Raw genomic sequence first — 25061 nt, forward strand, 5'->3', positions numbered from 1 at the left:
ACCTCCTGAACGTTACGCCTTGTCATCGTCATACTTAAACGTGAGAAGGAAAATCAGCGCGATCGCCGCGGCAGCCACCGCCGGTATCCACCAGAATGTGACCCACGCCTGCGGCACGGTCTGTCCTGCCACCAGGCGGTTGTAGAGCGCGCCGGAAATCTGCGAGCCGAGCAGCATGCCGATGCCGTAGGTGAACATCACGATCATGCTCTGGGCCTGGCCTTTCACCTTTTCGCCCGCCACGCGGTCGGTATAGATAAAGCCGACGACAAAGAAGAAATCGTAGCAGACGCCGTGCAGCAGAATGCCAAGGTACAGCAGAATGCGCCCCTCTTCGCTGACGCCCAACGCGAACATGGCATAACGCACGAACCACGCCAGCATGCCGATCAGCAGCATGACTTTCACGCCCAGTCGGCGGAACAGCAGAGGAATGACCAACATGAAGACGATCTCAGACATCTGCCCGAAGGACATGGCGGTGCTGACGTCGGCAATGCCGGCATCCGCCAGATACGAGGCGGTGTAGGCGTAATAGGTGCCGAGCGGGACAGAGATCAGCATCGCGCAGACGGAGAAGACGAAGAAGTGGCGGGTTTTAAGCAGCGCGAAGGCGTCCGCGCAGAAGAGATCCCGCACCTTAACCGGCAGGCCTTTTGCCGGCGCTGGCGTGTGCGGCAGCGTCAGGCTGTAAAGCGCCAGCAGCACGGAGCTGACCGCCGCCACCTGGAAGATGGTGACGCTGGACGCCACGCCGGTGACGCCGATGAAAATGCCCGCCGCGATCCAGCCGATGGTGCCGAACACGCGCACTACCGGGAAGGTTTTATCCACGTTCGCCAGGCTGTGAAACGCAATGTTGTTGGTCAGCGCCAGTGTCGGCATATAGCAGAGCGTGTAGCCAAACAGCAGGCCAATCAGCAGCGCGCCATTCTCAGCAATCAGCGCCCCCGGCACGAACCAGAGGATCACCGCGCCCGCGAGGTGCATCACCGCCATCACCTTCTGCGAGGCGAAGAAGCGGTCCACCAGCATCCCGAGCACGAACGGCGAAAGAATGGAAGCGATGGGCCCGGCAGAGAACGCGTCGCCAATCAGCAAAGACATGTTGTGCCGGGTCATCACCAGGCCAAGTGTGACCGACCAGCTACCCCAGATAAAAAATTGCAGAAACATCATCAGCGACAGACGCGGCACCAGCAGCCGGTGTTGCGTTATCGCCTTTTCACTACTCTCAGTTGACACCATGATAAGCCTCACCCGGAAAAAGTAATCGATTACAAAACAGTTCAAATAAAAAGTAATCGATTACAAAATAAAGATCCTGTGGATCGAAACGGAATTGGGAGGGGGGTCACGATAAAGGTGGAGTGATACTTTGTAGGCCCGGTAAGCGCAGCGCCACCGGGCGTGAAGGCAGGCAGTGTGGTGCGGTCTGGTTTGGTGCGGTCTGGTGCCCTCACCCCGTCCCTCTCCCACAGGGAGAGGGAGAAAACCGCGCTACTTTTTGCGCGAGAGCTTAAATGCAATAAACAGGAACACCACCCACACCGGCAGCAGCATCGCTGACAGGCGCATCTCATCCATGGTGCACATCAGCACCAGAATCAGGCCGAGGAAGGCGATACAGAGGTAGTTCCCCGCCGGATAGAGCAGCGCTTTGAACTGCGTCTCGCGCCCCTTGCGGCGCATCGCCGCGCGGAAGCGCAGGTGCGCCAGGCAGATCATGATCCAGTTAAGCAGCAGCGTGGCGACAACCAGCGCCATCAGCAGGCCAAATGCCTCTTTCGGCAGCAGATAGTTGATCAGCACCACCAGCGAGGTGATAGCGCCAGAAAGGAACAGCGAGTTGACCGGCACGCCGCGACGGCTGACGCGAGTGAGGAACTTCGGCGCGTTGCCCTGTACGGAGAGGCCAAACAGCATGCGGCTGTTGGAGTAAACCCCGCTGTTGTAGACCGACAGCGACGCCACAAGAATGACGAAGTTAAGCGCCGAAGCGACCACGTTGCTGTTCAAATCGTGGAAGATCATCACGAACGGGCTACTGTCAGATTTCACTTCCACCCACGGGTAGAGCGCCAGCAGCACCACCAGCGAGCCGATATAGAACAGCAGGATACGGTACACCACCTGGTTGACCGCTTTCGGGATGCTTTTGTGCGGATCGCGCGCTTCAGCCGCGGTGATGCCAATCAGCTCCAGCCCGCCGAAGGAGAACATAATGACCGCCAGCGAGAGGATCAGCCCTTTCCATCCAGTCGCCAGGAAGCCGCCGTGCTGCCACAGGTTATCGATCGTGGCGCGCTCGCCGCCGTGGCCGGAGAACAGCAGCCACAGGCCAAAGCCGATCATGCCGATAATTGCCAGCACCTTGATCAGCGCAAACCAGAACTCGGTTTCACCATACAGGCGCACGTTGACGAGGTTAACGGCGTTAATGATGATGAAGAAGGCCGCCGCCCAGATCCACGTGGGCACGTCCGGCAGCCAGTACTGCATGTAGATGCCGGCGGCGGTCAGCTCCGCCATCCCCACCAGCACGAACATCACCCAGTAGTTCCAGCCGGAGAGGAAACCTGCGAACGGCCCCCAGTATTTATAGGCAAAATGCGCGAATGAGCCTGACACCGGCTCTTCAACGACCATCTCGCCAAGCTGGCGCATGATCAGGAAGGCGATAATCCCGGCGATACCGTAACCCAGTAGCACCGCCGGACCGGCCATCTGAATAGCGGGGCCGATGCCGAGAAAGAGCCCGGTACCGATTGCGCCGCCAAGGGCAATTAACTGAATATGTCGATTTTGCAAACCACGTTGCAGCGTCGGATTCTGATCCGACGAGGCTTCAGCGCTACCATGGCCTGAAGCGGATGACGCGTCTTTCACGCCCTACCCCTGTCTCTTTTTTAGAAGGGGCACGTTTTAACACTTCATGCTGGTGGTAGCAAGCTTAACGCCGGGCCAGCGCATGCGCCCGGCGGATAAACGTCACGACCCGATGATCCCGCCGTCCGCTTTGGTAATCACCACCGTTGACGATCGCGGACGCCCGTTCGGGCTGGCGTCTGGCCAGTTGGAAACAGCGCGCGGATTGGCCGGGTCGGTAATATCATCCCCGCCCTCCCCCGGATGCTGAATGTTGATAAACAGCGTGCGGTTGTCCGGCGTAAACGCAATGCCGGTGATTTCGCACCCGCGCGGCCCGGTCAGGAAACGGCGATACTCGTTGGTGCCCGGAATGGTGGCCACCATCTGGTTATTGCCCATCCCCTCGTAGGCTTTCTTATTGATGGTGCTGGAGGAAACGTCGGTCTGGATCCACAGCACGCCCTGGTGATCGAACGACAACCCATCCGGGCTGCCAAATGCCGCGCCCTGCATCGAGCCTTTGGCTTTGGGATCGTCGCCGTCGGTGCGCCCGGCCATGACCAGAATATCCCACTTAAAGCGTGCGGCGGCAGGATCGGCACCCTCTTCGTGCCAGTGCATGATGTGACCAAACACGTTATTAGCGCGCGGGTTGGCGGCATCCACCGGCGCCTTGCCCTCTTTACCGCGATCGCTGTTGTTGGTCAGCGTACAGTAGACGCTGCCGCTGGCGTGCGGATCGACGGCTATCCACTCCGGGCGATCCATTTTCGTCGCCCCCACCACGTCGGCCGCCAGACGGGTTTTAATCAGCAGATCGCCCTGGCTTGCAAAACCGTTGCTTTTATCCAGGCCATTTTGCCCGAAGATCAGCGGCAGCCAGTCGCCGCTGCCGTCCTCGTTGAACCTGGCGACGTACAGCGTGCCGGACGTCAGCAGCTGCATATTGGCTTCCTGGTTCGCGGGATCGTATTTTTTATCCGAGACAAACTTATAGATGTACTCAAACTTCTGGTCGTCGCCCATGTAGACCACCACGCGATTATCGGCGGCGAGCGTGACGGCGGCCCCCTCATGCTTGAAGCGGCCGAGCGCGGTGTGCTTGCGCGGGGTGGAGGTCGGGTTGTAGGGATCGATCTCCACCACCCAGCCGAAACGGTTGGGTTCGTTAGGGGTTTTATCAACGCTGAACCGCTCATCCACCTCGTTCCAGCGGTACGATTCATCGCTGTCGCTGATGCCGTAGCGTTTTTCCAGCGGGTTGAGATCGGTTTTTTTGACAAAAATATCCGACCAGTTCTCCTCGCAGGTGAGATAGGTGCCCCACGGCGTGTGGCCGTTGGCGCAGTTCTGCATGGTGCCCAGAACGCGTTCCCCCTGCGGGTCGGCGGCGGTTTTCATTAAATCCTGATGCCGCGCCGGGCCGGTAAGCTGCATCGGCGTATTGACGGTAATACGCCGGGCGAAGGAAGACGGACGCACTACCTCCCAGCCGCTGCCCGTTTTTTTCACTTCCACCACCGACACGCCCATCGCGTTCTGCCCCTTGCGGGCCTTGTCGAGACTCCAGTTCGCCGTACCGTCGGTAAACAGCATTCCGTTGTCGATGTACTCATGGTTCAGCGCCAGCAGGCCATGCTCCGGGTTTTGCGCCCCCTGCGGCAGGCTAAACCACGCCATGCCGTCGTGGTGCATGCCCGCCTGCACAGCCTGTTCGTCTGTGGTATTGCTGGCGTCCGGCTTAAAGGCCGGCATGTTGTCTTTGATCCCCGTCGGATCACCCCAGCGATAGAACGGGCGGGCGATATAACCTTCCGGCACCCTGACCGTGTCTTCCGTAGAGACGTCGATGCTGGTAAAGCCCAGGGAAACCGCTTTTGCCAGCGCGGAAGGCTTCGATACCGCGGCAATGGCATTTTCGGGTGTGATCAGATACGGGAATGATACGGCAGCCCCCGCTACGGCCCCCATCTGGAGAAAACGGCGGCGCGAGAGGAACAATTCTGCAACCTCGGAGAATACCGGGTTAGCGCTGCGGTTACTGATATCGTCGCGATGTTCTTTTTTAAATACGGATTTGAGGGGTCTGCCCATAGCGGCTTCCTGTCATTGGCCAAGAGGTAAGGTTGTGGCGACCAGTGTAAGAAGCTTTTATTACAATTTTATAACACGACAACGAAGGGATTGGGGCGTCCCTGCCCCGGATAACGAGGTGGAACGCTTAGAACTCGTAGCCAACCGAGACCTTAAAGGTACGCGGCTCGCCCTGAGTAATGTAAGTACCGGAATCGTCCACGCTTGACCAGTAGTTCTCGTTGGTCACGTTGTCGATACCTGCCCGTACGGTCATCTGATTTTCATTGTGGTTCACCGCGAAGCGATAGCGCATGCCCAGATCCAGCGTGGTGTAGCTGTCCAGCTTTTTGCTGTTCGCAAGATCGGCATACTGCGTGCCGGAGTGGTTAACGCGCGCGGTCGCCGTCAGGCCTTCAATCGGCTTGATATCGTACTCTGCGCCCAGCACGGCGTAGAAGCTCGGAATACCGATCGCATCGTTGCCCTGATTGACGCCGTTTTTGGTTTTGGTCAGCTCGGCCTGCAACCAGGTGGCGCTGGCGTTCAGACGCATCCCGAGCATTGGCTCGCCGAAGACGTTCAGCTCCACGCCGCGGTTACGCTGTTCTGCATCCAGGCCGTAGTGACCGCTGTCGTCAAGGATCGCCGACGGCATTTTGATCTCAAACAGCGCCAGGGAGCCGCCCACGCGGCCAAAGTCCGCCTTTACGCCCACTTCGTTCTGCTTAGAGTGAACGATACCGGTGCTCTGGCCGTAGTTGTTTGCTGAGCGAGGCGCGGTTTCACCGGGCTGTAACGCCTCGGTGTGGTTGGCGTAGAGGGAAATTTCCTCCCACGGTTTATAGACTACGCCGTAGGTGGGCATCCAGCGGCTGCCGTCGAAACCGTCCGCGTCGTTTTCCGCACCGGTGATTTTGTTGTACCCGCGAATCACCACTTTCTGATGCCGCGCGCCTGCGGTGAACAGCAGCTTGTCGTCCAGCACGCCCAGGGTATCGCTCAGCAGCCAACCCTGCGTGCGGGTGCGCCCGCTGGTCAGCGGATCGCTGTATTTGCCGCCTGAGCCGTTGAGGTTGGAGCTGTCCGGCATATCGACGCCGGTGTTGTGGTAGATGTTGGTGGTCGGATTATCCTTCGTCGCCGACATTTTCCACGCGATCTTTTCGTTTTTGGTCATCGCCGAATAGCCAACATTGACCTTGTGCGAGACGAATCCGGTAGTGAAGTTACCGCGAATGCCCGCCATGCCGCTGACAGAATCGCTGATGCGGTTGGTATCAAGACGGCTGACCACCGCATTACCGCTCTTATCGAGGAGCTTCGGCGCGCTGTAGATCCCTTCTTCGTGCGCGTGCTGCGCGCCGAGACCGGTATACGCCGTCCAGCTATCGGTGATGTCATACTCGCTGCGCCACATCCCGAACTCGTTTTCGATATCGCTGTAGGCCCACTTCTGCGAGAAGTTGCGATCGTTCTTCGGCGGTTCAGGCACAAAATCCACCGCCGAGATGTTGACGCTGGTCGGGCTGCCGTGGAAGGTTTTTTTCTGGTAGCCCAGGTCCAGCGAGGTGCGGAAACGGTCGCCTTTGTAATCCAGACCAGTAGAAAGCAGCGTGGTGCGGCGGCGGTCGTTCGGCACGCCGGTTTCGCCTTCACGATGCACAAGGTTCACCCGCGCGCCAAACTGGTCGTTATCGCCAAAGCGGCGGCCCGCATCCAGCGTGGTGCCAATCTGGGAATCCGAGGTGTAGTCCACACCCACTTTCGCCTGCGGGGTGTCGCCCGCGTGTTTTGGCTCAAGGTTGATCATCCCGCCCACGCCCGAGCTTGCGGCGCCGTTCATCAGGGAGTTGGCCCCTTTGAAGATCTCGATGCGGTCGACCATCTGGGCATCCACCACCTGACGTGGCAGTACGCCGGACAATCCGCCAAAGGTCATGTCGTCGCCGTCAAACTTCAGGCCGCGAATACGGAAGGTTTCCGCGCTGTTGCCGTAACCCTGAACGAACTGCACGCCCGCGTCGTTGGCAACCACGTCAGCAATGGTTTTCGCCTGCTGATCTTCCACCAGCTTCGAGGTGTAGCTGATGATATTGAATGGCACGTCCATGGCGTTCTGCTGACCGAGCATACCCATGCGCCCGCCGTTCGCCACCTGCCCGTCAAGGAAGGCGGGCACCAGCTGGTCGCCGCCGGGTTTGAAATCACTCCCCGCCGTGGACTGGACGACGATGGTGTCCTCTTTTTTCTCATCCGCCGCAAAAGCGGAGTGGGTTACCGCGCCGATGGCAATCGCCAGCAGCGTTTTGTGCATTGTGGTGTTGTTCATAATGAGCTCTTAACGTGCGCGCAAAAATGACCCGTTGTCGGGCCTTAAAAGTTATTAAAAGAAATGCAAATGAGAACTATACGCATTATGTAAACGTAATCAAGTGTCAACGGCCTCTCTGAGCGAGAAGCGGCAAGAAACAATGTTGGGTGGGAGGTAGGGCGCGCAACCACCCCGAAACAGGGGTGGTTACTAAGGTATTATTTTTTCTTGTAAATATCGGCGGTGCCGTGAATTTTGTTGTTTGTATTACCGGAAGTCAGCACCAGTACATCAGCACCTTCTTTATCGGCCTTTTCGACCAGCTCTTTTTTCGCATCGTCGACAGAGACTTCGTTAGCCGTGCTCACGGTACCGATTTTTTCATACTGTGATTCAACTTTCTCAAACTCGTTTTTCGTCAGCAGTTCAGCCGCAAAGGTATTGGTGGTAAACAGAAATGCAGCGCCCATCAAAATAGCAGTCGTTTTTTTCATAACCTTTTTCCTTGAGATTAATCAGCAACTACAAAAAGCCCCACGAGTGAGAGTGAGGTGATATGAGCATGGTAGAGGAATAATAAAATTGCCACAGCGTAAGAAAAATACTGTTATAACAGTCAATTGTGCTGTGAAAAATGTGCGTTAACGCTACTTTCGCGATGGGTGTTTCATGAAGAAAATCAGGCTGGCTTGAAACTGGCGTAAGCGCCTGTTTTTAAATGGCACGCCCTGTAGGATTCGAACCTACGACCTACGGCTTAGAAGGCCGTTGCTCTATCCAACTGAGCTAAGGGCGCACGGAGAAGAGTGTACTTCGCGGTGGTGAAACGCCTGGAATTATACGGTCAATGCGTAGTGAGTCAATGCCTTTTCCGCCTTCTCTGGCGATAATGACTAGCTGATTGTAAATACGGCTGTTTTTTCAACATTTATCCCTCTTTTACGGGCTGCGAAAAGGCTTAGCCGCTTTTAAGTAACGCCTGCTGTTTTCCTGTTTACTTCACCTTCACACTGTCCTGCGGTATCCCGGCCGCCTGGAGGCTGGAAGTGAACAGGACGACGGAGTGACAGCGCCAGAGCAGACAGGTTTTCCCGCGTGCGTGCAGCACATCTCACACGACATTACAGGCATTAAGCTTGAACCTATTGTCGCCCTCTCCTCTTCACGCGCGGTGGGGGCCGAAGTGCTCAGCGTGCTGTCGCCGCATCAGCAAAGCGAAAGCTTTTTCCAGGACTGGTCAGCCACCCGGGCGCTTATGTTGCTGGAAGCACAGATCGCCGCGTTAAAAAACCCCTTCCCCTGTGACAACCTTTTCATAAATTTGCCGATAACCGTTCTGACCATACCGGAAATGTTCCAGCGTTTACTGCAACTTAACAGCCCACCGCTGAACATTGAACTCGTGGAACCTGCCTCGTTCTTTTCACTCTCAGACCCGGTACGTCAGAGGGTGAGTTGTGCGCTTCAGCAGTTGACCGCGCGGGGACACCGGATCTGGCTGGATGATATTGATGAAGCGTCAGGGCAAGCATTTTTATCCTGTCGCCTGCCGTTAAGCGGAATAAAAATCGATAAGATCGCTTTCTGGCGTTTACGTGAAACGCCGGCGCTGACACAGCTGGTCACCCTTTGTTCAAAAATTGCTGCGAATGTGCTTATTGAAGGCATTGAAACAGAACGGGACCGTACATGCGCGCTTCATGCTGGCGCGCGCTTCGGTCAGGGATATTATTGGCCATCCTGGAGATGGCAGGAGGACTGAACGGTCATCGCCAAGAGGGAAGCTATGCGAATGACAGTACGCCGTTACCGGCGTCGTCGGACAGGAAGTGATTCACTGGGTTCTACGCACTCGCCTTTTGCTCTCCCATTTTTTGATCGTCTCGAATATTTGAGCCAGTCAATCAACCAGACCCGCAAAACCGATGCTCCCTTTATCATTCTGGTCACACAGGATAATTATTTCCGTTCCGGTTTTCTGAGCGGGCAGTCGCCCCTGAGCAATTGCTGCGACTATTCCACGCTGGATGCCGCTCTCAGTGATTTAAATCACTGGCCTTCATCGCGTCTGGTAGTTGACATTGAAAGCCGCGCCTCGCCGCTCATTGACCTGCTGGACCGATTACGCCGCCACAGCCTGTTCGCCCCCTACCTGACACCCTACCTGCTCGTCCGCGCCGATGATTATGATGCTCGCCTGTTTTGTAAAGCGGCTGGCCCTTTTCATGTGCTTGAACGCCAGCTTACGGCGTTAGCTATGCAACAAACCTTGCTGGAAGCACCGGCACCCGCCGGCAACCGCAAAGAGTGGTTTTCACGGGATGAATGGCCGATCTTACAGGCGCTGTCACAGGGTAGCTCCTTGCGTCAGATCGCGCAGTTACAGAACCGCCCATATAGCCGCATTATTTACCGTCTCAGCTGCATCCTGGCGAAACTTGGACTGAATCATCGTCATGAGTTGCTACATCTTCTCAACAACCTCTCAGATTTCACGTATTAACGTATTCAGTAACTTCTTAATTCCTAAAGACCTTTAGGAAATTACTTAGGAAACATGTTAAATTTTTGTGTTTTTTAACAAAACTTTCGATTTTATAACTATTCCTAATTCTTGACCTTAAACCATGCGAAATGCTGCTGGTACGCTCAACGAGAGTGATTTTATCCATGCGTTAAGGTTCTGGCGCTTCCGTTAACAGGATGATAATGGTGTAAAAACAAGCGATTTACCTGTAAAAGAATGCGATGAGAGGTGAAGAAAACAGCAGATAGTGCTGTTCTGTTGTTGGGAACGGCAATTTGCCAGGAGACGTTTGAAACGGAGAGATGACGCACGAAATGGCGGATTTCAGGGATGGCGGGCAGGCGGGATGCTGGTTGTCACAGCCCGCTCACTGTTAACATTCATTTAACATACAGTCAAATCGTTTATTTTTTGTTATTACATAAAGATGAAAGTGTGTGGTAAATGCAATATCAGGACATTTTTGCTAATTTTAAAAAGTTAGTGATTCAGATCCAGAACATAATAATCAGCAATATATGGATATTAATTTACAGGCTTTTCGGACAATACTTAAACGGTATAATAAGACGTGTTTGACACGCGAATAAGAAAAATCATTTTGCCATAACCAGCCTTATGAGATAACTGCGCTGAGGCATTGATATCACCACTACGTAAACAAGGATGCTTTCGCTCTTCCCAGGGACATTTACCGTACAAGGATCTGCGCAATTATCCTTCCGGCTTTTCGAGAGTTTTAACAAAACTCAGCATAACGCTTTTAACAATCTGAGGCATAAAAAATGAAACCGGCATCCGTTATCATTATGGACGAACACCCTATCGTCAGAATGTCGATAGAAGTCCTGCTACAGAAAAATAAAAACATCCAGGTCAAACTGAAGTCAGGCGACAGCCACGAAGTGCTTGACTGTATACGCAACCACCCCATTGACCTGGTCATTCTCGATATTGAAATGACGGGCACGGATGGGTTCGTATTACTGAAAAGAATCAGGAACTTAAATAAAGACATTAAGGTTCTTTTCCTCTCTTCAAAATCTGAAGCCTTCTACGCAGGACGCGCCATCCGCGCCGGGGCAAATGGTTTTGTCAGTAAGCGAAAAGATCTGGGGGAAATTTATAACGCGGTGGAAATGATACTGACGGGCTATTCTTTCTTCCCTTCAGAAACATTAAGTTTTATAAACCATCTGGGGTCGCGGACGGGCGCCGCTGTGGATATGCCATTATCGAATCGTGAAGTGACGGTTCTGAGATATCTGGCGAACGGATTATCTAATAAGGAGATTGCGGATCAATTATTACTTAGCAACAAAACAATTAGTGCCCATAAGTCTAATATCTTTTCCAAGCTGGGCGTGCAAAGTATCGTTGAATTAATTGATTACGCGAAAGCGCACGAATTACTGTAATCCCTCTCTCTCCCTGCAACATATAATCGTCACAGGGAGAGTGGATACGATTAATTATAATTGATCATGAACGTTGCATCGGCGTCAGCCCGGCCCGGCTGCGGATTATCCGCCGTGGCGATATAATTGGCATAAAACGACAGTTCTGCATTTCCCTGCGCATCCACCGCCACCGTCTGGCTGGCCTGCTGCAACGCGAGGCGCGTTTTATCCCGGTCAAGGATCTCCACGGCCACGTTGCTGGCCGCGCTGGCATCATTCAGCGCCAGCAGGCTGTTATCATGCCCGTCCATCTTCCCCGTAAATGTGACCGAAGCTGCCCCCGGCGGGCATCCGGTCAGCTTCATGGTGAACGGCACAGGCTGCGTCCGGCTCCCCGTTGTGCGGAGCTGTTTCGTGGGCCAGGTGCCGAGCGTGACGGTTTTATTGCTGTCGTCCCCCTCCGCCACGCAGGTAAAATCCACGATATTGCCGTAGAGCTGAATGTTAATTTCCCCAAGCGCCGTCTCTGCGTGTGCAGGGGAGCAAAGCGCAAAGAGCGCGACGGCTAAATACCGTATTCCGTTTCGCATATCTGCTCCTTAGTCGTAGTCGACGCGTAAATAGCCGCGAGAGGTAAAACGCCCCTCGGCAGGTTTTTTACCGGTCACGCTGACGGGCCACGCGCGGATCCCCACCTGTGCCTGAGCGCTGTCGTCCAGACGGAACGGGATTTTGCTGGTCAGGTTGTTGGGCGTCAGCGGCACGCCATTACTGTTGGCAATCACAAAACCCACATCCGCGTTATCGGAAACCAGCGTACTGCCTGAAACCTTCTCCGCTTCAACACGCATCGTGAGCATGGCGTTCGCCTCGACGTTGGTGCATTTTATGCCGATGGTTTTGCTTTGCGCTGAGATCCCCTCCGGCTTATTCCCGATGCCCGCTTTACTGAACAGGGAGGCGCCGATGTCTCCGAAATCGAACTCCACCACATTCCCGGCATTAATTTCACAGCTCTGAGGCACCTGAATGGTCCCGCTGTAGCTGATGGTATAAACCGGCGTGGTGAGCGGATCCGAGGAGGTCGTGGTGACGTAAACCCGGAACATGGTCGCCCGGGGGATCACCACCATATTAATAAAGCGTCGGGTCACCTTAAGCCGGAAGACGAGGCTGGAATCCTGTACACCAAACGGTTTGTTTTTAGACACGTTCGGATGGCTCCCCATCTGAATGTACTTTCTGGGTGGATAGAAGGTGCCAGCGTAGCTGTCGGTGATTTTCATCGCTCCGTCCAGATAGTCGTTAAGCTTCAGATACTGGTAGCCATCGCTGGTGCCCGTGACCGGGAAATCGGTAACATAGCTGCGCTTGGTGGTGTTCCCGGACGTTCCCTTAGGACAGACGGCGTTAACACCCACCCACTGAGACTTCTCGCTGAGTGTGACAATCTGCCCCACCTGGTTATTGGAGCTGTTGAATTTATCCGTCAGGTCGTAATACACCTCCGTCGGCACGCCATTTTCATTGACGCAGACGGTGGCGAACGCCTGAGATAGCGGCAAAAATGCCAGCAGGGATAGCCCCAGATAATGGATTTTATTCACAGCGGATCCCCTTAAGTGTGATCGCCTGTTGCAGGCTCTGTTCTGGCAGGCTGTAGGGCGCACGACACTGGGACTGCTTCCCGTCTCCCCACTGAATCAGCAGCTCCCCGCTCAGTGGCAGCCCGCTCAGGTAAATCTGACCGTCATCTCCCACCATGCTGGTTACGCCGCTCTGCGTCTCACGCACCACCGCCCCAAACGGCACAGGCTGGTTATCACGCTTAACGGTGAGCAACGCGCGCACGCCGATGCGGGTGTCAAAACTGGCGCGCACCAGCGCACCGTTCGTCGGCACGACGCTGGAAACGTTATTTTCAATGTCGGTGTTGTTGCTCATGGTGTTAGTGTCGAGCGCCACGCGGTTGTAACGGTACACCGTGGCGTACGGCATCACCGCATAGCCACGCCAGTCGGTTTTGACACCGGTCTGGTTTTCGACGCTCACGCCTGACGCGCCCGGCGCTTTGATCAAGACGTTGGTATCGCCCAGCGGCTGACTGAATGTGATGCCGTCTGAATGCCCTACCACGCCGCCGGAGAGCTGCCAGTTGAGGTCGTGCTGATCCCGGGCGTAGTTGTAGCCCACGCCCAGCGTGCCGTACGTCGCCTGCCAGTTAGCGCTGGCGCTGCCGCTGGCACCGTTATTGCTGGTGTGACCCTGCGTGACGCTGTAGTTCAGGTTACGATCCTGGAGCAGCGTTCCGCTGATCCCGGTCTGCCAACTGGTATCACCGTCGCTGTTACGGCTGGCAGAGGCCGTGGCATAGGCCCGATCGATCGCGTTATCGCGACGGTAGCCGTGACGGGTGAACAGGCTGAACGGGACGGAGACGTTGAACGAGGCGATCCGGTCGGTTCCATCAATGCCGACGGCCTTGTTCCACGACCAGGATAAGGCGTAGCTGACCCCTTTCACCCCGCCCGCGTAGCCAAGCTGATACCAGACGTTGGATTCGCTGGTGCCCCAGTAACTTTGCTGGCTGCCCGACACGTACACCGAGCCGTAATCGCCAAGAGACTGGGAGATATTGAGCTGGAAACGCCCTTTTTTATTCAGCGTCAGGTTGTGATAGCTCTGCACGTCCGGCACGCCGTCATCGTCCTGATCGTCGCCATACTGGTAGCCTTCCATTGTGCGCCAGGCCACATCGTCGAGGGTGTAGAAGCCTTTGGTCGAGTAGCGATAGCCCAGCAGCTGGAAGTTGGTGCCGAATCCGTTAAGGGATTTTGCGTACAGGAACCGCAGGGACTGCCCTTCATGGCGGCTGTCATCGGCAAGCTGGCTGCGGGCATGGGTGAGATCAAGTGAAACCGCCCCCCAGTCACCGAGGTTTTTACCCGCGCCAATGGCGATGGCGGTATAGCGCGAGGCCAGCTGCGTTCCGCCGTACAGCATGTAGCCGTCGGCAAGACCCGCAATCATCGTACCCTGAGTAAAGAACGGCGTGTCCTGCTCGCTGTTGCCGCTGCGATAGTCCCCTGCCACCAGATCGTATTTCCAGCGTCCTTCACGCTGGAGCAGCGGAACGGTGGAATACGGGACGGTGTAGCGCTGCTGGCTGCCGTCCTTCTCTTCCACCGTCACCTCCAGGTCACCGCTTGAGGAGGTCGGGTTAAGATCAGTTATCGCAAAAGCCCCCGGCTGCACATAGCTCTGGTAAATCACGTATCCGTTCTGGCGGATCACCACTTTGGCAGGGGTGCGGGCGATTCCGCGCACGGTAGGCGCGTAACCTTGCAGACTGTCCGGGTACATACTGTCGGACGAATAGAGGCGACCACCGCGAAAACCGACGCTGTCGAAGACATCGTTTCCGGTGTTGCTGTCGCCAAGCACCAGCTCGCTTTTCAGCGGGATGATCGTACGCTGCGCCCAGGTACCAATATTTTGCCAGCTGCTGTGCCGCTGGCCGTTGCTTTCGGTATAACGCCACGCGCCGTTATTGCGTAATCGCCAGGCGCCATAGTTCAACCCGCTTTGTAGGTTCAGATAGTAGCTGTCGTCGTCGCTGCCCCGGTTGCCGGTAAAGCTGTGGTTCAGCAGCGCGGCAGGGATGCCTTCATCCCACTGTTCAGGCGGAATATATCCGCGGGCGCTGTTTTGCATCGCCACCTGAGGCAGGCTGACGTTCAGGCGCAACGAGGCGAAGTTGAACGCCGCTTCGCTGCCCGGAATAGCCGTGGTGAGCGGAACGCAGGTATCGCCCTGCACGTTGCTCAGTTCCGGGAAGGCGGCGATATTGACGCCAAAGCGATCGAGCATCGCGCGCGTAATGCACGGCGACAAACCGCCTGCGACCGGCGGCGTGTTGTCAGCTTGCTCAAACCGCACGTCCTGCGTGCCGATAAACTCATCGTTACGCCAGATATCGACGCGATAGACGCCCGGTGCCTGCTGGTGGCCTTTTTCAAAACGCGACAAATCCGCGACGTTCGCCGTGTCATCGGAGAGAAACGCCGGGTTAAAGTAGCTTTCGCCCCAGCCAGCGAGTGGCCAGAGCGTTGCCATCAGTGCCAGCGCAACCGGGCAGTAACGCCATTGAGTGTTCATCGCCCTGTCTCTGCTCACAGGCTGACGCTACGCGCCGGCGTAATGGCGCCATAGTCATTCACACTCTGCCAGGAGAGCGTGCCGCTCGTAGCGGCAGGCAGCACCTGCTGCGCCGAGCTTTTAGGAGCAACCATCAGGTTATCCAGCGTCTGTCCGCCGAGCTTCAGATTGACCAGCGTGACGTAATACGGTGAGGCGTTGCTCACCTTAAGATGGTTGCCGACGCGCTCAAAGCGCAGCTGTGAGAGCGCCTCTTCCGGCGGCATCGCCAGGTTAGCCGGGCGAACAAACAGCTTGATACGTGACAGAATAGCCAGTTGCAGGACGTTGTTGCCGTCCTGATGTTTTTTGCTGACGGAGGGAATCGCTTTGACGTTCATGTAAAAGAGCGATTCGCGATCGGCAGGCAGCGCCGGGCCTGCGTAGATAATGCGCAGGGTGTTTTCGCTGGCCGGCTCGCTGACAAACAGCGGCGGCGTGACGGCAAAGGTTTTTTCCTTTTGCCCGTTGGCATTTTCTATCCACGCGTTAATTAAATAGCGCTCTTGCTTATTGCTGTTGGTGATCGCCAGCGACGTTTGTTTGGCATCGGCCGGATAAATAACGCGCGTCGCGCCCAGCGCAATTCCGCCGGACGCATTCGCGCTGGCAGAAACCATCATCAAAATAAAAGATAAAAACAGTCCAGGTTTAATCAGGGTGTTCATCACAACCGTACCTTTAATAATTAGTTCGCAGGCGTCAGGGATAAATCAACGTAAACCAGACATTCGACTGAATAGTGCCTGGTACAAGGTGTTCGGAAATTGCCCGGTAGCGGGCGCTGAAATGAAATACCAGCTCGCGGGTGTTAATGGGTAACCAGCTCACCGCCGTCGCGTTCGGGATGATCTGACGTTGCTGTTCGTCAAAAAGCGCCAGCCCGACACCACTGCTGACCGCATTTTCCCCCGGCCGCGATGTCGCCAGGAAAACCTGCGGGTCTTCTGCCGGTGTCACCCCCTGGAACTGGATCCCCACGGTGCGGGAGACGTCCACGCTGCAATCCAGCAGACGTACGGTGAAAGGCACATTAACCGTGGAAAAGCTGCCGACGCCGGAAAAGGCGTTTGTGCGGTATTGCCCCATATCCACGCGCATATTCTGGCTGTCCGGAGCCACGGCGCAGCCGCCGTTAACCAGCTCTCCCCTGAGGTGTACTTTGCCGCCGTCAATAACCACGGTATGTGCGTTTACCGCTGGGGCAATCGCAAGGGCGCACAGCAGTATCCCAGTCCTTGTCATCCTTCGCTCCCGGTATAGGCGATCAAAAGACCTCTTCCCTGAGGCCAGCCACATCCCTGTACTCAGGCATTACTCGTATTTCATTACGAATGTTGCGTCCGCGTTTGCCTGGCCTGGCTCGGTGGTCGCCGCCGTGGCTTTATAGCGTGCGGTGAAGTTCAGGGTGTTAGTCCCTTCAATCAGGTTCTGCGCCGCAGAGAAGGTTGCACCGTCCGGGGTCAGCGTGGAGGATTTGCTGTCGAGGATCTCAATACCTACGCCCTTCGCGGAGTTGTCGTTGTTACCGGAGCTTACCGCCAGCAGCGTTTTGTCGGTGGCGTCGATCTGGCCGGTAAACGCGACAGCAGCGGTTTTCGCTACCGCAGGATCGCAGTCGTTCAGTTCGATGGTGAACGGAATATTGGAGGTGGTGTCACCCACTTTAGTGAATTTCGCGGTACGGTACTGGCCAAGATTAACCGTCTGCTCTGAAGAGTCAGTATTCACTGAACACGCGGCATTCACTAATTCACCTTTAAAATGCACCGTACCACCGTTTACAGATACAGGCGCTACCGGATCTTCTGCGTGAGCGGCACCCGCGACCAGGGCCAGAGTTGCAATAACAGTAGAAGCAATGTTGCTGAGTTTCATGTCTATTCCTTTAAAATGTAAATAACCCTTCCCGCGCATATTCGGGAATAAGAAATACGTTCAATTAAAAAATTGAAGGCTTATTTCGGAGAGGACAAAGTAGCTCAGGAATCTATTTTGTAATATGTCAAAACGCTGCCATTTAGCCAGGTCACATCCTAATCACCTCTAAGAAATTGACCATGCCCTGAGAAGGGATTTTGCGGGACATCGATGAAATCTCGTAAAGGGTGACTGACAGCGGCGCTCGCTTCTGACAAAATACAGGCAATCCCCCCTTTCTAACGTTACAGACGGAATCTTCTCTCTGATGGCAGCAAAGATTATTGACGGTAAAACGATTGCGCAGCAGGTGCGCTCTGAGGTTGCGGAAAAAGTGAAGGCGCGTAAAGCCGCCGGATTTCGCGCCCCCGGGCTGGCCGTTGTGCTGGTTGGCAGCAACCCGGCTTCGCAAATTTATGTCGGCAGCAAACGCAAAGCGTGTGAAGAGGTGGGGTTCGTCTCCCGCTCTTACGATCTGCCGGAAACCACCAGCGAAGCGGAACTGCTGGAATTGATCGACACCCTGAATGCCGATAAAGAGATCGACGGTATCCTGGTTCAGCTGCCGCTGCCTGCGGGCATCGACAACGTGAAGGTGCTGGAGCGTATCGCGCCGGACAAAGACGTTGACGGTTTCCATCCGTATAACGTAGGCCGCCTGTGCCAGCGCGCGCCGCGCCTGCGTCCATGCACCCCGCGCGGCATCGTGACGCTGCTGGAGCGTTATAACATCGATACCTATGGCCTGAACGCCGTGGTGATTGGCGCCTCCAACATCGTGGGCCGTCCAATGAGCATGGAGCTGCTGCTGGCGGGCTGCACCACCACCGTCACCCACCGCTTCACCAAAAACCTGCGTCATCACGTCGAAAACGCCGATCTGCTGATCGTTGCGGTCGGCAAGCCGGGCTTTATTCCGGGCGAGTGGATCAAAGAGGGCGCAATCGTCGTGGACGTGGGTATTAACCGCCTGGAAAACGGCAAAGTGGTTGGCGACGTGGTGTATGAAGATGCCGCAGCGCGCGCATCCTATATTACTCCGGTCCCGGGCGGCGTTGGCCCGATGACGGTAGCAACACTGATTCAGAATACCTTGCAGGCGTGCGAGGAGTATCACGACGTAGAGGACGCGTAATCATGGCAACTTTTTCTTTAGGTAAACACCCGCACGTTGAGCTGTGCGATCTGCTGAAGCTGGAAGGCTGGAGCGAAAGCGGCGCGCAGGCGAAAATCGTCATCGCCGACGGGCAGGTAACAGTAGACGGCGCGGTGGAAACCCGCAAGCGCTGCAAAATTGTCGCGGGTCAGACCGTGAGCTTCGCAGGTCAGAGCGTGACCGTGACGGCCTGAGCTGTCTGATGCCCTCACCCTAACCCTCTCCCACAGGGAGAGGGGATAAACATCCCCTCACACCCATCACGGTTAATTATCGATCAACTTCAAATAATCACTATTCCCTCTGGCGAAATGTGAAATTTAAGTTGCGCGATTTTCAGACTTTCCCCACGATAAGTAGAACGTTCTACTAAAACGTTCTACTTACAATAACAGCGCAAAAAAAGCGCTACTCGGGGGAAATCAGCATGAGCCTGATATCAGGGTTTGTTAAATCGCTGTCTAAGTTATCGATGATTGGTCGCGCCTTAATGCTGCCAATTTCACTGCTTCCCGCTGCGGGCCTGTTGCTGGCCTTCGGCGATAAGTTCCACTTGCCGCTGATGATGAACGCAGGCGGGGTTATCTTTGATAACCTGCCAATGCTCTTCGCCATCGGCTCTGCCGTCGGACTGGCTTCGGAATCCGGCATTGCCGCTCTCTCTGCGGCGGTCTCCGTGTTTGTCACTAACATCACCATCAGCACCGTGCTGAGCATTACGCCGGAAATGGCCTCCCAGGGCGGGAAATACGCCATGGTCGTCGGCATTCCGACGTTACAGATGGGCGTCTTTGGCGGCCTGATCTGCGGTATTCTTGCGGCCTGGTGTTACAACCGCTTCCACACCATGCAGCTGCCGGAATTCCTCGGCTTCTTCTCCGGCAAGCGCTTTGTGGCGATTGCGACGGCGTTTCTGTCGTTCCTGCTCGGCCTGCTGCTGCCGTACGTCTGGCAGCATATTCAGTCCGGCATCGACGCCCTGTCCGTGGTGGTGAACGGCGATAACCAGGCGGCCTCGACCTTTATCTTCGGGCTAGTGGAGCGCGCGCTGATCCCGCTCGGCCTGCACCACATCTGGTATCCCTCCTTCTGGTATTCGTTCGGGGATTACACTACCCAGGCGGGTCAGGTGATCCACGGCGACCAGACCATCTGGTTCAAGATGCTGGAAGAGGGAGTGAAATCCTTCAGCAGCGACACCTACCAGAACGCCGGGAAATTCATGCAGGGCGAGTTCCCGCTGATGCTGTTCGCACTGCCCGCGGCGTGTCTGGCGATGTACCACGAAGCGCACACGAAGAATAAGAAAATCGCGGCCGGTATTCTCTTCTCCGCCGCCCTCACCTGCTTCCTGACGGGCATCACCGAGCCGGTAGAGTTCACCTTTATCTTCGTGGCGCCGATCCTTTACGTCTTCAACGCCATCATGGCAGGCCTGGCGTACATGACCATGTACCTGCTGCATGCGCATATCGCCAAGTCGTTCTCGGCGGGCTTTATCGACTACCTGTCGTTCGGGATCCTGCCGTCGTTTAACGGCTATCAGACCAACTTCCTGAGCGCCATTATCATCGGCATTCCGATGGCATTAATCTACTACTTCACCTTCCGCTTCGTGATCCGCCGTTTCGACGTGAAAACGCCGGGCCGCACCGAAGTGACCGCCAGCGCGAATGACAAGTCCGATTCCGAACTTGCCACCGAAATCATCGGCCTGCTGGGCGGTGCGCAGAACATTGATTCCGTCGGCTCCTGCATCACGCGTCTGCGTCTGGAAGTGGCGAAGAGCGAAGCGGTGGACCGGGACGGGCTGAATGGGCTTGGCGCGCGCGGCGTGGTGTTCGTGGGCGATAACGGGATACAGGTGATTTTCGGGGCCAGAGCACAGTTTATCGCCCAGACGATGTCCACGATGATTGGCAAATAATAAGATGCCTGAAGGAGGCGTCTCCTGTACGCTGGGGGTCGCCTCTTATCTGGCTGATAATCGGTAAATTTCAGGGAGCGGTTTTGAAGAAAGTCAGCATTATTGATGTCGCAAAGCATGCGGGCGTGTCGGTTTCTACCGTTTCGCTGGTGCTGCGCCAGAAAGGGAAGATCTCAGAGGCGACGATCGGGAAGGTCAATGCCGCCATCACAACGCTGGGCTATGTTCATAACGTCGCCGCTGCCAATCTTCGCGCCAACACCTCCAACTTAATCGGCCTGATCCTGCGCGACTTCAGCGACAGCTTTTCCATCAAGGTGATGGCGAGCATCGTTCAGGAGCTGGAGAAGCAGGGTTATATGGTTTTTCTCGGTCAGCCGCTGAATGACGGCGAACATCTTGAGCGTACCCTGCTCTCGTTTAAGCAGCAGGGCGTGGCGGGCGTCATCTACCTGGCGTCGGACACCCGCACCGCCTCTCTCCCGGAACACATTCGCCACTGCCCGCTGCCGCTTGTGGCGGTTTCGCAGTCGTTGCTGGAAGAGAAATGCAATCTGGTGATGCGCGATAACCGCCAGGCGGCGAACCTGGCCGCGCGTTATCTTATCGAGCGCGGGCACCGCACCATCGCCTACATTGGCGGGCGCGACGGGTGCCGTATCCGCGAGCAGCGCCTGCTCGGTTTTCGCAGCGCGATGACGCAGAACGGTCTGATCTGGCGTGAGGAATATTCTCCCGCCTGTACCGATGACACGCAGGCGGCGGCCATGGCGACCCGCCAGCTGCTGGAGAAGAACAATACGATTACCGCCCTGCTCTGCCATTCACCGGACGCGATGATCGGTTCGATCTCAGGTATTCACCAGGTGGGGCGCACGGTGGGTAAAGACGTGTTTTTAACCCAGCAGGTGGCGCTGATTGGTTTTGAAGATATGCTCCACGTTAATCTCACGTCGCCGTCACTGACTTACGTTTCGTCTGCCAGCGAAGAGACCGGCCGCCAGGCGGCAGGGCTGATGATCCGCAGGCTGAAAGAGCCGGACCTGCAAACGCAGCGCATAACCCTCTCCGGGCAGCTTATCGCGCGGGAATCGGCGTAAAATCAGAATTTAGCATGGGTCTTTTAGCGCGAGATGACTGCTATATTTCCATGATTTGCCATGGATAAATGCAATGCCTACCGTTATCACCCACGCTGCCGTACCTCTATGTCTGGGCTTAGGGCTCGGAACCAACGTCATCCCACCCCGCCTGCTGTTTGCCGGGATCGTCCTCGCCATGCTGCCCGATGCCGATGTACTGGCGTTTAAATTCGGTGTTGCCTACGGGAATATTTTCGGCCATCGCGGTTTCACTCATTCGCTACTGTTTGCCCTGGTGGTGCCGATACTCTGCGTGCTGGCAGGCCGACGATGGTTCAGGGCCAGCCTGACGCGCTGCTGGCTGTTTTTAACCGTGTCGCTGCTGTCGCACAGCCTGCTGGATTCGATCACCACCGGCGGGAAAGGCGTCGGCTGGCTGTGGCCCTGGTCAGATGAGCGCTTCTTTGCGCCGTGGCAGGTGATCAAAGTCGCGCCGTTTGCGCTGTCGCGCTATACCACGCCATACGGGCATGAGGTCATTATCTCGGAACTGCTGTGGGTGTGGCTGCCGGGGATGGTGCTGATGGGGATGTTATGGTGGAGAAAACGTGCGCGCTGATGCCCTCACCCCGGCCCTCTCCCACGTAAAGAGGGAGAAAACCTAACAATTCCCTCTCCCTGTGGGAGAGGGTTAGAGTGAGGAGAAAATTACTTACGACGCCAGGTGGTTCCCTGCGGGCCATCTTCCAGAATAATGCCCATCTCGGTCAGACGGTTACGCGCCGCATCCGCCGCCGCCCAGTCTTTCGCCTGACGCGCTTCCAGACGCGCTTTAATCAGTGCTTCAATTTCCGCCACTTCGCCGTCGTCCGCCTGCGCGCCGCTTTGCAGGAACACATCCGGCTCCTGCTCCAGCAGGCCGAGCACGGAAGAGAGCTTACGCAGATGAGACGCCAGCGCATTGGCCGCCGCCATATCTTCTGACTTCAGGCGATTCACCTCACGCGCCATGTCGAACAGCACGGAATAGGCTTCAGGGGTGTTGAAGTCGTCGTTCATGACCTCAACGAAGCGGGCTTCGAACGCCTCGCCGCCTGCGGCTGGAACAGACTTGTCGGTGCCGCGCAGTGCGGTATACAGACGCTCCAGCGCAGCGCGCGCCTGCTTCAGGTTCTCTTCGCTGTAGTTCAGCTGGCTGCGATAGTGGCCAGACATCAGGAAGTAACGCACGGTTTCCGCGTCGTAATACTTCAGCACGTCGCGCACGGTGAAGAAGTTACCCAGCGATTTCGACATCTTCTCGCGGTCAACCATCACCATCCCGGAGTGCATCCAGTAGTTCACGTACTCGCCGCCGTGAGCACAGGTGGACTGCGCGATTTCGTTTTCGTGGTGCGGGAACATCAGATCCGAACCGCCGCCGTGGATGTCGAAATGGTTGCCCAGCTGCTTGCAGTTCATCGCGGAACATTCAATGTGCCAGCCCGGACGCCCTTCGCCCCACGGTGATGGCCAGCTTGGTTCGCCCGCTTTGGACATCTTCCACAGCACGAAGTCCATCGGATTACGCTTCACGTCAACCACGTCCACGCGCGCACCGGCCTGGAGCTGGTCCAGATCCTGGCGGGAAAGCGCACCGTAGGTTGGGTCCGTCGGCACCGAGAACATCACGTCGCCGTTGTCCGCCACATAGGCGTGACCGCGCTCGATCAGCTTTTGGGTGATATCAATGATTTCATGGATATGGTGGGTCGCACGCGGCTCGCTGTCCGGGCGCAGAATATTTAAGGCGTCAAAATCCTTGTGCATTTCGGCGATCATGCGATCCACCAGCGCGACAAAGCTTTCGCCATTTTCATTAGCACGTTTAATGATTTTGTCGTCGATGTCGGTGATATTGCGCACATACTTCAGGTTGTAGCCCAGGAAGCGCAGGTAGCGTGACACCACGTCGAACGCGACAAAGGTACGGCCATGGCCGATGTGACAGAGATCGTAAACCGTAATACCACACACGTACATGCCGACTTCCCCGGCATGGATAGGTTTAAATTCCTCTTTTTGGCGCGTCATTGTATTAAAGATTTTTAACATCGAAGATTCCATGTAAACACGTGTATGGATTGTTTGTTCCTTATAATACCCATAATTCGGAGTACGGTCAGCACACAATGCAAGGTGATCGTGTCCTGTGGTTATGCTATAACAAGCCCCTATATGTGACCCGAGCACGGGTCGACGCACCACAATAACGGAACAGGATGCAAAAATGGTTACTTTCCACACTAATCATGGCGATATCGTAATCAAAACCTTTGATGACAAAGCGCCTGAAACAGTTAAAAACTTCCTGGACTACTGCCGCGAAGGTTTCTACAACAACACTATTTTCCACCGTGTGATCAACGGCTTTATGATCCAGGGCGGCGGTTTCGAGCCTGGCATGCGCCAGAAAGAGACGAAAGAAGCGATCAAAAACGAAGCGAACAACGGCCTGAAAAACACCCGTGGTACGCTGGCAATGGCCCGTACTCAGGCGCCACATTCTGCAACCGCACAGTTCTTCATCAACGTAGCGGACAACGACTTCCTGAACTTCTCTGGCGAAAGTCTGCAAGGCTGGGGCTACTGCGTATTCGCAGAAGTGGTTGAAGGGATGGACGTGGTCGACAAGATCAAAGCCGTTTCTACTGGCCGCAGCGGTATGCACCAGGACGTTCCTAAAGAAGACGTTGTGATTACAAGCGTGACCGTCAGCGAGTAATTCGTGGCGACACTCTTTATTGCGGATCTACATCTGCAAACAGAAGAACCGGCGATAACCGCCGGTTTTCTGCGTTTTTTACGCGGTGAAGCGAAAAACGCCGACGCGCTGTACATTCTGGGCGACCTGTTTGAGGCCTGGATTGGCGACGACGATCCGAACCCGCTGCACCGTGAGATGGCTGCGGCCATTAAAACGCTGGTGGATTCCGGCGTCCCCTGCTATTTCATTCACGGCAACCGTGATTTCCTGATCGGCCAGCGCTACGCCCGCGAGAGCGGCATGACGCTGCTGCCGGAAGAGCAGGTGCTAAACCTCTATGGCCGCAATATTCTGATCATGCACGGCGACACGCTCTGCACTGACGATACCGGCTACCTGGCGTTTCGCGCCAAAGTTCACACCCCGTGGATCCAGAAAGTGTTCCTCGCCCTGCCGCTGTTTATTCGCAACCGCATCGCCGCCAGAATGCGCGCGGGCAGCAAGGCCGCCAACAGCAGCAAATCGATGACCATCATGGACGTCAACCCGCAGGCGGTGGTGAAGGTGATGGAGAAGCATCGCGTTCAGTGGCTGATCCATGGCCATACCCATCGTCCCGATGTTCATTCCCTTATCGCCAACGGCGAGCCCGCCCATCGCGTGGTTTTAGGGGCCTGGCACAGCGAAGGATCGATGGTCAAAGTCACGCCGGAAGGTGTTGAACTGATCGCCTTCCCGTTTTAACCCTCCCCGTCTTTTCGCCCATTTCCCGACCACGCAACCGTTTTCCTTGCCGGTATTACATGCTATTCTCTGTGCCCTCGAAAGCAGTGTGTTCCGCACCACAG

General features: G+C 55.9%; 22 protein-coding genes and 1 tRNA gene. 10 read left to right on the top strand and 13 right to left on the bottom strand.

Annotated elements, in window-relative coordinates:
- Nucleotides 1-12: 12 nt before the first annotated feature.
- From ACOTXD_RS07255 to ACOTXD_RS07280, 6 genes are all read right to left on the bottom strand, one after another.
- A complete protein-coding gene (locus ACOTXD_RS07255; RefSeq protein ID WP_045343166.1) occupies nucleotides 13-1248 on the bottom strand; it encodes an MFS transporter in 1236 nt (411 codons plus the stop codon).
- Between the two features lie 252 nt (nucleotides 1249-1500).
- Nucleotides 1501-2889, bottom strand: coding sequence for a phenylalanine transporter (gene pheP, locus ACOTXD_RS07260; protein WP_003858894.1), 1389 nt, complete (start codon nucleotides 2887-2889; stop codon nucleotides 1501-1503).
- A 102-nt stretch (nucleotides 2890-2991) separates the two neighbouring features.
- A complete protein-coding gene (locus ACOTXD_RS07265) occupies nucleotides 2992-4965 on the bottom strand; it encodes a PhoX family protein (RefSeq protein WP_061855935.1) in 1974 nt (657 codons plus the stop codon).
- Between the two features lie 127 nt (nucleotides 4966-5092).
- On the bottom strand, nucleotides 5093-7276 hold the full coding sequence (locus ACOTXD_RS07270; protein WP_023324262.1) for a TonB-dependent receptor: 2184 nt from the start codon (nucleotides 7274-7276) through the stop codon (nucleotides 5093-5095).
- A gap of 200 nt (nucleotides 7277-7476) precedes the next feature.
- Nucleotides 7477-7752 carry a DUF1471 family periplasmic protein YahO gene (yahO, locus tag ACOTXD_RS07275; protein ID WP_003858898.1) on the bottom strand — a complete coding sequence of 92 codons (276 nt, stop codon included), beginning with the start codon at nucleotides 7750-7752 and terminating at the stop codon, nucleotides 7477-7479.
- Nucleotides 7753-7977: 225 nt separating this feature from the next.
- Nucleotides 7978-8054, bottom strand: a tRNA-Arg gene (locus ACOTXD_RS07280).
- 303 nt (nucleotides 8055-8357) lie between these two features.
- On the opposite strand from ACOTXD_RS07280, the gene ACOTXD_RS07285 reads away from it, so the two are divergent.
- The 3 genes from ACOTXD_RS07285 to fimZ all read left to right on the top strand — a co-directional run bounded on the left by ACOTXD_RS07285 (nucleotide 8358) and on the right by fimZ (nucleotide 11203).
- The gene (locus ACOTXD_RS07285; protein WP_032628360.1) at nucleotides 8358-9020 is read left to right on the top strand and encodes an EAL domain-containing protein; all 663 of its coding nucleotides are present in this window, start codon (nucleotides 8358-8360) and stop codon (nucleotides 9018-9020) included.
- 24 nt (nucleotides 9021-9044) lie between these two features.
- Nucleotides 9045-9761 carry a helix-turn-helix transcriptional regulator gene (locus ACOTXD_RS07290; protein ID WP_022650524.1) on the top strand — a complete coding sequence of 239 codons (717 nt, stop codon included), beginning with the start codon at nucleotides 9045-9047 and terminating at the stop codon, nucleotides 9759-9761.
- 809 nt (nucleotides 9762-10570) lie between these two features.
- Entirely contained in the window at nucleotides 10571-11203 is a 633-nt protein-coding gene (gene fimZ, locus ACOTXD_RS07295; protein ID WP_003858901.1) for a fimbria biosynthesis transcriptional regulator FimZ, read from the top strand.
- 50 nt (nucleotides 11204-11253) lie between these two features.
- Here the strand turns inward: fimZ and sfmF are convergent, their stop codons facing one another.
- The 6 genes from sfmF to fimA form a co-directional block, all read right to left on the bottom strand.
- A complete protein-coding gene (gene sfmF, locus ACOTXD_RS07300; protein ID WP_003858902.1) occupies nucleotides 11254-11775 on the bottom strand; it encodes a fimbria assembly protein in 522 nt (173 codons plus the stop codon).
- Between the two features lie 9 nt (nucleotides 11776-11784).
- Entirely contained in the window at nucleotides 11785-12792 is a 1008-nt protein-coding gene (fimH, locus tag ACOTXD_RS07305; protein WP_003858903.1) for a type 1 fimbria D-mannose specific adhesin FimH, read from the bottom strand.
- The gene (locus ACOTXD_RS07310; RefSeq protein ID WP_421766393.1) at nucleotides 12785-15343 is read right to left on the bottom strand and encodes a fimbrial biogenesis usher protein; all 2559 of its coding nucleotides are present in this window, start codon (nucleotides 15341-15343) and stop codon (nucleotides 12785-12787) included. The genes fimH and ACOTXD_RS07310 overlap by 8 nt, the downstream gene beginning before the upstream one ends.
- Nucleotides 15344-15357: 14 nt before the next feature.
- Nucleotides 15358-16050: a type 1 fimbria chaperone FimC gene (fimC, locus tag ACOTXD_RS07315; protein ID WP_022650522.1), complete on the bottom strand. Its 693-nt coding sequence runs from the start codon at nucleotides 16048-16050 to the stop codon at nucleotides 15358-15360.
- Between the two features lie 34 nt (nucleotides 16051-16084).
- A complete protein-coding gene (fimI, locus tag ACOTXD_RS07320; protein WP_003858910.1) occupies nucleotides 16085-16627 on the bottom strand; it encodes a type 1 fimbrial protein subunit FimI in 543 nt (180 codons plus the stop codon).
- Between the two features lie 69 nt (nucleotides 16628-16696).
- The gene (gene fimA / locus ACOTXD_RS07325; protein WP_003858911.1) at nucleotides 16697-17260 is read right to left on the bottom strand and encodes a type 1 fimbrial major subunit FimA; all 564 of its coding nucleotides are present in this window, start codon (nucleotides 17258-17260) and stop codon (nucleotides 16697-16699) included.
- Between the two features lie 310 nt (nucleotides 17261-17570).
- Here fimA and folD point away from each other — a divergent pair, with 310 nt between their 5' ends.
- The 5 genes from folD (at nucleotide 17571) to ACOTXD_RS07350 (ending at nucleotide 22086) form a co-directional block, all read left to right on the top strand.
- Complete coding sequence (folD, locus tag ACOTXD_RS07330; protein ID WP_006809817.1) at nucleotides 17571-18437, top strand: bifunctional methylenetetrahydrofolate dehydrogenase/methenyltetrahydrofolate cyclohydrolase FolD; 867 nt, start codon at nucleotides 17571-17573, stop codon at nucleotides 18435-18437.
- A 2-nt stretch (nucleotides 18438-18439) separates the two neighbouring features.
- Nucleotides 18440-18652 carry a ribosome-associated protein YbcJ gene (gene ybcJ / locus ACOTXD_RS07335; protein WP_022650521.1) on the top strand — a complete coding sequence of 71 codons (213 nt, stop codon included), beginning with the start codon at nucleotides 18440-18442 and terminating at the stop codon, nucleotides 18650-18652.
- Nucleotides 18653-18885: 233 nt separating this feature from the next.
- The gene (locus ACOTXD_RS07340) at nucleotides 18886-20385 is read left to right on the top strand and encodes a PTS transporter subunit EIIC (RefSeq protein ID WP_003858916.1); all 1500 of its coding nucleotides are present in this window, start codon (nucleotides 18886-18888) and stop codon (nucleotides 20383-20385) included.
- An 83-nt stretch (nucleotides 20386-20468) separates the two neighbouring features.
- Complete coding sequence (gene malI, locus ACOTXD_RS07345; protein WP_022650520.1) at nucleotides 20469-21485, top strand: Mal regulon transcriptional regulator MalI; 1017 nt, start codon at nucleotides 20469-20471, stop codon at nucleotides 21483-21485.
- A gap of 73 nt (nucleotides 21486-21558) precedes the next feature.
- The gene (locus ACOTXD_RS07350) at nucleotides 21559-22086 is read left to right on the top strand and encodes a metal-dependent hydrolase (protein ID WP_022650519.1); all 528 of its coding nucleotides are present in this window, start codon (nucleotides 21559-21561) and stop codon (nucleotides 22084-22086) included.
- A gap of 89 nt (nucleotides 22087-22175) precedes the next feature.
- On the opposite strand, the gene cysS is transcribed toward ACOTXD_RS07350, so the two are convergent.
- Nucleotides 22176-23561: a cysteine--tRNA ligase gene (gene cysS / locus ACOTXD_RS07355; protein ID WP_022650518.1), complete on the bottom strand. Its 1386-nt coding sequence runs from the start codon at nucleotides 23559-23561 to the stop codon at nucleotides 22176-22178.
- A 175-nt stretch (nucleotides 23562-23736) separates the two neighbouring features.
- Between cysS and ppiB the strand changes: the two genes are divergently transcribed.
- Nucleotides 23737-24231 carry a peptidylprolyl isomerase B gene (gene ppiB / locus ACOTXD_RS07360; protein WP_000256009.1) on the top strand — a complete coding sequence of 165 codons (495 nt, stop codon included), beginning with the start codon at nucleotides 23737-23739 and terminating at the stop codon, nucleotides 24229-24231.
- 3 nt (nucleotides 24232-24234) lie between these two features.
- Entirely contained in the window at nucleotides 24235-24957 is a 723-nt protein-coding gene (lpxH, locus tag ACOTXD_RS07365; RefSeq protein WP_022650517.1) for a UDP-2,3-diacylglucosamine diphosphatase, read from the top strand.
- Nucleotides 24958-25061: the final 104 nt, after the last annotated feature.

The sequence above is a fragment of the Enterobacter cloacae complex sp. CDL013 genome (assembly GCF_049238805.1).
Taxonomy (GTDB): domain Bacteria; phylum Pseudomonadota; class Gammaproteobacteria; order Enterobacterales; family Enterobacteriaceae; genus Enterobacter; species Enterobacter hormaechei_C.